Raw genomic sequence first — 8,138 nt, 5'->3', positions numbered from 1 at the left:
GATCGTCGCGGGCCCGGCCGGGCCGGCCGGCCGGGCGCTGCTCGTGCGCGCCGACGGCACCGTCGAGGGCGGCTTCGGCGGCACCCCGGAACTGGACCGCACCGTCGCCGCCGAGGCCCGCGCCTTCCTGGACGCGGGCCGCACCGGCACCCTGGAGACCGGCGAGCGGGGCTCGCGCTGCGGGGCGCCGCTCACCGTCCTGGTCGAGTCGTCCGTGCCGCCGCCGCGGATGATCGTCTTCGGGGCGGTCGACTTCGCGTCGGCGCTGGTGCGGATCGGCACGTTCCTCGGCTACCACGTGACGGTGTGCGACGCCCGCCCCGTCTTCGCGACAAGGACCCGGTTCCCCGAGGCCGACGAGATCGTCGTGGAGTGGCCGCACCGGTATCTGGAGCGCACCGACGTCGACGGCCGGACCGTGCTGTGCGTCCTCACCCACGACGCCAAGTTCGACGTACCGCTCCTCCGGTCGGCGCTGCGCCTGCCGGTCGCGTATGTCGGCGCGATGGGCTCCCGCCGCACCCATCTGGACCGCGAGGAGCGGCTGCGCGAGGCCGGTGTCACCGAACTCGAACTGGCCCGGCTGCGCTCTCCGATCGGCCTCGACCTCGGCGCCCGCACGCCCGAGGAGACGGCCCTGTCGATCGCGTCGGAGATCGTCGCGAACCGCCGCGGCGGCACCGGCACCTCCCTCACCGGCGCCCGCACCCCGATCCACCGCGACCCCGTCGCACCCGCACCCCACCGCATCGACACCATGGCCTGACCCGACCCCGCGACGGCACCCGGCGCCGCCGCGAAGCGCTTGGGCAGCTCGTCAGGCCCTCCTGAGCAGGGAGTTGACCGCCCGGCCGAAGACGGCCCGGGAAGCCCGGGTCAGCAGGGGGTCGAAGAACGGCGGGAGTCCGCGGATCCGCAGTTCCTCCCGCCACAGGACCCGGGTGCGGCCGCCGGGACCCGGGCGGACCTCCAGTTCGGCCCAGCCGAGGACCACCCGGCCCCGCTTGGCCAGACGGACGCGGCCGGGCCCGCCGTCGGCCGGCGGGCACCACACCGTGACCTCCATCGGGTCGTCGAAGGCGAGCGGCCCGATGCCCGTGCGGGCCACGATGCGTGTGCCCACCCGGGTCGGCCGACCGGTGACCACGGCGACGCGGGTCAGCGGCACCGCGTCGCCGTGCCGGGGCCACTGTGTGAGCCGACGCCACGCCTCGTCGATGGGAAGCGGTGCCGTGCGCTGGAGAAGGAAGTCGACCACGGGACGATCTTAGGGAACCGCCCGGCCGGAACAGCGAGTTCAGCTGCCCGCCCACGGCAGATGCGGCGCCGTATGTACGCCCTTTACGGAACGTACGTATACACGATGCGTATAGTCCGCGCCGGGGCGTCGTATCACCACTCGTATCACCATGGGAGGAGGGGGGAGCCACCCCCGGCGGAGAGGACGGACCATGCGGTTCCAGGACCGAACGCAGGCCGGACGGGAACTCGCCGGGCGGCTGTCCGCACTGCGCGAGCGGGGCGCCCTGCCGGACCCCGTCGTGCTGGCCCTGCCCCGCGGCGGCGTCACGGTGGCCGCGGAGATCGCGCGAGCCCTAGGCGCCCCGCTCGACGTGCTGCTCGTCCGCAAGATCGGCGCCCCGCACCACGAGGAGTTCGGCATCGGCGCGATCGCGGGCGACGATCCTCCCCTCTACGACGAGCACACCCTGGAGCTGCTCGGCCTGAGCGAGGAGTACCTCGCCCCCACGGTGGCACGGGAACGGACCGAACTGCACCGCCGTGAGCGGCGCTACCGCGAGGGCCGCCCGCCGCCCGGACTGGCGGGCCGCACGGTGATCGTCGTCGACGACGGGCTGGCCACCGGCTCCACCGCGCGCGCCGCCCTGCGCCATGTCCGCCGCCAGGCGCCCGCACGCCTCGTCCTCGCCGTCCCTGTCGGCGCGCCCGAGTCGCTCGACGCCCTGCGCGCCGAGGCGGACGACATCGTCTGCCTGTACGCGCCCTACTCCTTCAGCTCCGTCGGCCAGTGGTACGACGAATTCGGACAGCTCACCGACGACGACGTGATCGACGCGCTGCACGGGAACTGACGCGCCGCGCACGGGAACCGAGGAGGCCCACGGTGCCTGAGATGGCGGCGGACGAGGCGCGACGGCGGTTCGCCGCCGCCCGGGTGGCACGGCTCGCGACGGTCGACGAGGCGGGCCGCCCCCATCTGGTGCCGGTCGTCTTCGCGGTACCGGCCGGACCGGGCGGGCACGGCGCCGACGGCATCGTCACGGCCGTGGACGACAAGCCGAAGACCACGACCCGGCTGAAGCGGCTGCGCAATATCGCCGCCCACCCCGCCGTGTGCCTGCTGGTGGACGTGTACGGCGAGGACTGGGACCGGCTGTGGTGGATCCGGGCCGACGGCGAGGCCCGCATCCTGCGGCCCGACGCCGCCGGGGCCGCCGTGCGGGCCGCGTACCGGGCCGCGCTCGGCCGGCTGTGCGACAAGTACCCCCAGTACCGCGACCGCCCGCCGGGCGGTCCGGTCGTGGCCGTCACCGTCCTGCGCTGGACCGGCTGGCGCGCGGGGCCCGATGCCTGAGCGCCCCGTCCGGCCCCGTGCCCTCTCCGGGCGCTGCCGAACCGTGCGGTCCGCGGGTGGCCGCGGGCGTGGCGCCGTCCGGATCGGCATCGGGGAGCGCGATCAGCGCCGAGGCACCGCCCAGGTCGAGGTGTCGCCCGAGGTGCCGCCCAGGTCGGGCGCGGTGCGCGTGGGTGCGCCTGGGCGTGCTCGGGCGCGCGGCAGCGAGTGGTGTCGTTGGCTGTCGCGACACGCAAAACCTGTACACCTCGTTTTCTTGAATCGTTCGCCTTTGTGGCGGTAGGTTGGCCGCCATGACCGCAGCCCAGCCTCCGACCGCCGCCGACGAGCTGCGCGGTGCCGGTCTGCGTGTGACGGCCGCCCGTGTCGCCCTGCTCGACACCGTCCGGCAGGGCGACCACCTCGGCGTCGAGGCCATCGCCTCCGGGGTACGCGGGCGTGTCGGCCACATTTCCCTCCAGGCCGTGTACGAGGGACTGCACGCCCTCACCGCGGCCGGACTCATCCGCCGTATCGAACCGGCGGGCAGCCCCGCCCGGTTCGAGGGCCGCATCGGAGACAACCACCACCACGTCATCTGCCGGTCGTGCGGTGCCGTCGCCGATGTCGACTGCGCGGTCGGCGACGTCCCCTGCCTGACCGCCTCCGACGACCACGGTTACATCATCGACGAGGCCGAGGTCATCTACTGGGGCCGGTGCCCCGCCTGTTCCACCGCCCGCAGTTCCTGAGCACCAAGATCCGCCCAGTCCGGAAGGATTTCAATGTCCGAGAACCATGAGGCAATCGTCACCGACGCGACAGCGGAGGAGACCGGCGGCTGCCCCGTCGCGCACGGTCGCGCCCCGCACCCGACGCAGGGCGGCGGCAACCGCCAGTGGTGGCCGGAGCGGCTCAATGTGAGGATCCTCGCGAAGAACCCCGCCGTGGCCAACCCGCTCGGCGAGGAGTTCGACTACGCCGCGGCCTTCAAGTCCCTCGATCTCCCGGCCGTCAAGCGGGACATCGAGGACGTGCTGACGACCTCGCAGGACTGGTGGCCCGCCGACTTCGGCCACTACGGCCCGTTCATCATCCGCATGGCCTGGCACAGCGCCGGCACCTACCGGATCAGCGACGGCCGCGGCGGGGCCGGCGCCGGCCAGCAGCGGTTCGCCCCGCTCAACAGCTGGCCGGACAACGCCAACCTGGACAAGGCCCGCCGCCTGCTGTGGCCGGTCAAGAAGAAGTACGGCCAGAGTCTGTCCTGGGCCGACCTGCTGATCCTCGCCGGCAATGTGGCCCTGGAGTCCATGGGCTTCGAGACCTTCGGCTTCGGCGGCGGCCGGGTGGACGTCTGGGAGTCGGAGGAGGACGTCTACTGGGGTCCCGAGACCACCTGGCTCGGCGACCAGCGCTACACCGGCGACCGCGAGCTGGAGAACCCGCTCGGCGCGGTCCAGATGGGCCTCATCTACGTCAACCCGGAGGGCCCCAACGGCAACCCGGACCCGATCGCCGCGGCCCGCGACATCCGTGAGACGTTCCGCCGCATGGCGATGAACGACGAGGAGACCGTCGCCCTGATCGCCGGCGGCCACACCTTCGGCAAGACCCATGGCGCGGGCCCGGCGGACGCCGTCGGCCCCGACCCCGAGGCCGCCCCGCTGGCGGAGCAGGGCCTCGGCTGGAAGAGCGGCTACGGCACCGGCAAGGGCGCGGACGCCATCACCTCCGGCCTGGAGGTGACCTGGACCAGCACCCCCACCCGGTGGAGCAACGGCTTCTTCGACAACCTCTTCGGCTACGAGTGGGAGCTGACCGAGAGCCCGGCCGGTGCCCAGCAGTGGAAGCCGAAGGGCGGCGCGGGCGAGGGCACGGTGCCCGCCGCCCACGACCCCTCGAAGAAGATCGCCCCGGCGATGCTCACCACCGACCTGGCGCTGCGCTTCGACCCGGTCTACGAGCCGATCTCCCGCCGCTTCCACGAGAACCCCGCGGAGTTCGCGGACGCCTTCGCCCGGGCCTGGTACAAGCTGACCCACCGCGACCTGGGCCCGAAGTCGCTGTTCCTCGGCCCCGAGGTGCCCGAGGAGACCCTGCTGTGGCAGGACCCGCTGCCGACCGCGGAGGGCGAGGCCATCGATGCCGCGGACATCGCCGCGCTCAAGGCCAGGCTCCTCGACTCGGGCCTGACCGTCTCGCAGCTGGTCTCCACCGCATGGGCCTCGGCGTCGACCTTCCGCGGCAGCGACAAGCGCGGCGGCGCCAACGGCGCCCGCATCCGCCTCCAGCCGCAGAGCGGCTGGCAGGTGAACAACCCCGACGAGCTGGCGGCCGTGCTGCGCACCCTGGAAGGCATCCAGCAGGAGTTCAACTCGGGCGCCAAGCAGGTCTCCCTGGCCGACCTGATCGTGCTCGGCGGCAGCGCCGCCGTGGAGCGGGCCGCCAAGGACGCCGGTCATGACATCGAGGTCCCCTTCACCCCGGGCCGCGTCGACGCGACGCAGGAGCACACCGACGCGGAGTCGTTCGCCGCGCTGGAGCCGACCGCCGACGGGTTCCGCAACCACCTGGGCAAGGGCAACCGGCTGCCGGCCGAGTATCTGCTGCTCGACCGGGCGAACCTGCTCACCCTGAGCGCCCCCGAGCTGACGGTCCTCGTCGGCGGTCTGCGCGTGCTGGGCGCGAACCACGACGGCTCGACGCTCGGCGTCCTCACCGACGCCCCCGGCACGCTCACCAACGACTTCTTCGTCAACCTGCTCGACCTGGGCACGACATGGCAGGCGACCTCGGAGGACCAGACCACCTTCGAGGGCCGGGACGCCACGGGCGCGGTCAGGTGGACCGGCACCCGCGCCGACCTCGTGTTCGGCTCCAACTCCGAACTGCGGGCGCTCGCCGAGGTCTACGCCGGCGATGACGCCAAGGCGAAGTTCGTGACGGACTTCGTCGCGGCCTGGACGAAGGTCATGAACCTCGACCGGTTCGACCTCGGGTGACCGTCCGGACGCTCTGACGGTGACGACCGGACGTGCGGGGCGGGCCCCGGAGGGCGCGCCGGCCGTCGCGCGGGTTGTGGCGCGGGCCGCGTCACAGGGGCTGACGGGCGACCGCCGCCAGGAATGTCCCGTACGCGAGTGACACGGTGGTCAGCGCGCCGCCCAGCAGCAGCGCCCTCGCCCGCCGCGTGCGCCAGGTCCGTACGAGCGCCAGGGCGACGGGTATGAGGAGCGGGAACGCGGGCAGCAGGAAACGGGGCTTGGAGGCGAACGGCCCCGACACCGCCAGCACCAGCAGGAGCAGGGTGCCGGCGAACAGCACCAGCGGCAGCGGGGCGCGCTCCAGGCACAGCAGGCCGAACAGCAGGATCCCGGCGACCACCAGCACCAGGGCAAGCGGGTAGACGACCCCGCCGCCGTGCAGAAACAGCGCCTTGAGGAAGCGCAGGGCGCCCTGCCCGAAGTCGAGGCGCGAACTCCAGGCGCTCTGCACCCGGAAGTAGCCGTGCATCAGGTCCCCGGTCCGCCGCCCCACCCACAGCACATAGCCCGCCCAGCCCAGCGGGGCGAGGACGGCGCCCACCCACAGCCCGGCCGGAACCCGGCCGCGGTGCCGCACGATCGCGTACCCGGCCGCGGCGACGACGGCCACGGCCGCCGCGATGCCGTTCGGCCGCGACAGCCCGGCCAGCGCCGCCAGCGCACCGGCCGTCAGCCAGCGGTCCTTGAGCACGGCGTACAGACACCAGGCCGCGAGCGCGACGAACAGCGGCTCGGTGTAGGCGAGGGTGAGGACGACCGAGTGCGGCAGCGAGGCCCACAGCACCACCAGGGCGGTCGCGACGGCCCGCCCGTACAGATGGTGGCCGATGGCGTGGATACCCCAGGCGGCCACGATCGCCGCGCACCAGGCGATCAGCAGGGCGGCCCCGCCGGGGGAGAGGGGCAGCACGGCCGTGACCGCCCGGATGAGGGTCGGATACAGGGGGAAGAACGCCCAATCGGTCTGCACGTCGCCCGTCGGAGTGATCCAGATCTGGTGTCCGTAGCCGTGCGTGGCGATGTGCAGATACCAGGTGGAGTCCCAGGAATGGGCGAGGTTTTTCGTCAGCGGTCGGCCGTACAGCCGGCTCGTCACGACGACCGCGACGACACCGGCGGCGCGGACGGCCACGAACAGGGCGAGGGCCGGGAGCACACCGGACGGAGCCGGGTGCCACGGCCACCGGACCCGGGCCGCGGGACGCCGCACGGGCGGGTACGGCACAGCGGGCTCGGGCAGCGGTGCGGGAGGCATGCTCACTCTTGAACCTTGAGCACGCCCCGCACCGCACGCAATCGGGACTCCGCCCTTCTTACCCGCCGCATACGTCGCAGGAGGGAGCCTCTTCACCAGGAAAGCCCTGGGTAAGAGAGGCCCTTGAGACCGGCTGGGGGTCAGCGGGTGCGGGGCTGGTTGAAGCGGAGCATGTTGCCGGCCGGGTCGCGGAAGGCGCAGTCCCGGACGCCGTAGGGCTGGTCGATCGGCTCCTGGAGGACCTCGCCACCGGCGGCCCGGATCCGTTCGAAGGTGGCGTCGACGTCGTCGGTGGAGAAGATCACACCGCGCAGCAGGCCCTTGGCCAGCAGCTCCGCCATGGCCTGCCGGTCGGCCTGCGAGGCGTTGGGGTCGGCGAGCGGCGGTTCGAGGACGATCTCCACGTCCGGCTGCGCGGGCGATCCGACGGTCACCCAGCGCATCCCCTCGAAGGCGACGTCGTTGCGCACCTCCAGGCCGAGTACGTCGCGGTAGAAGGCGAGCGCCTTGTCATGGTCGTCGACTGCGATGAAGCACTGCGAGAGCTTGATGTTCATGACGTCGACGCTACGAGGCGGCGGCCGAATCCGCTTCTCCGATCCTGACCGGTTGCCCGCTCGCGCCCGGCCGGCCGTCTCTGACCGGTCGTGTGAAGATCTTGGCCACGCACGCCGGGATCGCGGCGCCCTCCTCGTGACGGCGGGCCCGGTACGCGCTCGGGCTCTCGCCGACCAGCTCCGTGAAGCGCGAGCTGAACGAGCCCAGTGAGGTACATCCCACCTCGAAGCAGACCTCCGTCACGCTCAGGTCGCCCCGCCGCAGCAGCGCCTTGGCACGCTCGATACGGCGGGTCATCAGGTAGCTGTACGGCGTCTCGCCGAAGGCGGCGCGGAAGCTGCGGGAGAAGTGCCCGGGCGACATGAGGGCGACGGCGGCCAGCGCGGGAACATCCAGCGGACGGGCGTACTCGCGATCCATCATGTCCCGTGCGCGGCGCAGTCTCACCAGGTCCTCAAGCGTCACGCGAACCAGCATCGCACGGGCCACCGACAACGCCCGCCCGGCGATCCACGGAACGAGCCGGAAGAGAAACGGAAGAGAAACGGAAGAGAAGAAAGGGGGTGGTTATGCGGGCGAGGGGGCGGGCTATCCTCTGACGGCGGCCAGGCGGCCAGGCGGCCAGGCGGCCAGGCGGCCAGGCGGCCAGGCGGCCAGGCGGCCAGGCGGCCAGGCGGCCAGGCGGCCAGGCGGCCAGGCGGCC

Annotated in this window: 9 protein-coding genes; 5 read left to right on the top strand and 4 right to left on the bottom strand. The window is 72.9% G+C overall.

The window, feature by feature from the left end; genetic code table 11:
* Positions 1-766, top strand: a 766-nt coding sequence (locus ACWEKM_RS45085) for an XdhC family protein (RefSeq protein ID WP_451627117.1), incomplete at its 5' end; no start/stop codon positions are given.
* 51 nt (positions 767-817) lie between these two features.
* On the opposite strand, the gene ACWEKM_RS45080 is transcribed toward ACWEKM_RS45085, so the two are convergent.
* A complete protein-coding gene (locus ACWEKM_RS45080) occupies positions 818-1,258 on the bottom strand; it encodes an SRPBCC family protein (protein WP_451627116.1) in 441 nt (146 codons plus the stop codon).
* Between the two features lie 193 nt (positions 1,259-1,451).
* On the opposite strand from ACWEKM_RS45080, the gene ACWEKM_RS45075 reads away from it, so the two are divergent.
* The 4 genes from ACWEKM_RS45075 to katG all read left to right on the top strand — a co-directional run bounded on the left by ACWEKM_RS45075 (position 1,452) and on the right by katG (position 5,580).
* Entirely contained in the window at positions 1,452-2,093 is a 642-nt protein-coding gene (locus ACWEKM_RS45075; protein ID WP_451627115.1) for a phosphoribosyltransferase, read from the top strand.
* Between the two features lie 32 nt (positions 2,094-2,125).
* Positions 2,126-2,596, top strand: coding sequence for a TIGR03668 family PPOX class F420-dependent oxidoreductase (locus ACWEKM_RS45070; protein ID WP_451627114.1), 471 nt, complete (start codon positions 2,126-2,128; stop codon positions 2,594-2,596).
* Between the two features lie 293 nt (positions 2,597-2,889).
* A complete protein-coding gene (locus ACWEKM_RS45065) occupies positions 2,890-3,327 on the top strand; it encodes a Fur family transcriptional regulator (protein WP_451627113.1) in 438 nt (145 codons plus the stop codon).
* 33 nt (positions 3,328-3,360) lie between these two features.
* Entirely contained in the window at positions 3,361-5,580 is a 2,220-nt protein-coding gene (katG, locus tag ACWEKM_RS45060; RefSeq protein ID WP_451627112.1) for a catalase/peroxidase HPI, read from the top strand.
* Between the two features lie 91 nt (positions 5,581-5,671).
* Here the strand turns inward: katG and ACWEKM_RS45055 are convergent, their stop codons facing one another.
* The 3 genes from ACWEKM_RS45055 to ACWEKM_RS45045 form a co-directional block, all read right to left on the bottom strand.
* Positions 5,672-6,877: a mannosyltransferase family protein gene (locus ACWEKM_RS45055; RefSeq protein ID WP_451627111.1), complete on the bottom strand. Its 1,206-nt coding sequence runs from the start codon at positions 6,875-6,877 to the stop codon at positions 5,672-5,674.
* A 140-nt stretch (positions 6,878-7,017) separates the two neighbouring features.
* The gene (locus tag ACWEKM_RS45050; RefSeq protein ID WP_451627110.1) at positions 7,018-7,434 is read right to left on the bottom strand and encodes a VOC family protein; all 417 of its coding nucleotides are present in this window, start codon (positions 7,432-7,434) and stop codon (positions 7,018-7,020) included.
* A 10-nt stretch (positions 7,435-7,444) separates the two neighbouring features.
* Positions 7,445-7,900, bottom strand: coding sequence for a helix-turn-helix transcriptional regulator (locus ACWEKM_RS45045; protein ID WP_451627109.1), 456 nt, complete (start codon positions 7,898-7,900; stop codon positions 7,445-7,447).
* Positions 7,901-8,138 lie beyond the last annotated feature (238 nt).

It is taken from the genome of Streptomyces sp. NPDC004752 (genome assembly GCF_053601275.1).
The sequence above is the reverse complement of the archived record's forward strand: the minus strand, read 5'-3'. Positions and strand labels throughout refer to the sequence as shown.

What these genes read in the sequence shown, in the direction of transcription:
- ACWEKM_RS45075 (WP_451627115.1), top strand. Translation starts at nt 1,452, where the DNA reads ATGCGGTTCCAGGACCGAACGCAGGCCGGACGGGAACTCGCCGGGCGG.
- ACWEKM_RS45065 (WP_451627113.1), top strand. Translation starts at nt 2,890, where the DNA reads ATGACCGCAGCCCAGCCTCCGACCGCCGCCGACGAGCTGCGCGGTGCC.
- katG (WP_451627112.1), top strand. Translation starts at nt 3,361, where the DNA reads ATGTCCGAGAACCATGAGGCAATCGTCACCGACGCGACAGCGGAGGAG.
- ACWEKM_RS45055 (WP_451627111.1), bottom strand. Translation starts at nt 6,877, where the DNA reads ATGCCTCCCGCACCGCTGCCCGAGCCCGCTGTGCCGTACCCGCCCGTG.
- ACWEKM_RS45050 (WP_451627110.1), bottom strand. Translation starts at nt 7,434, where the DNA reads ATGAACATCAAGCTCTCGCAGTGCTTCATCGCAGTCGACGACCATGAC.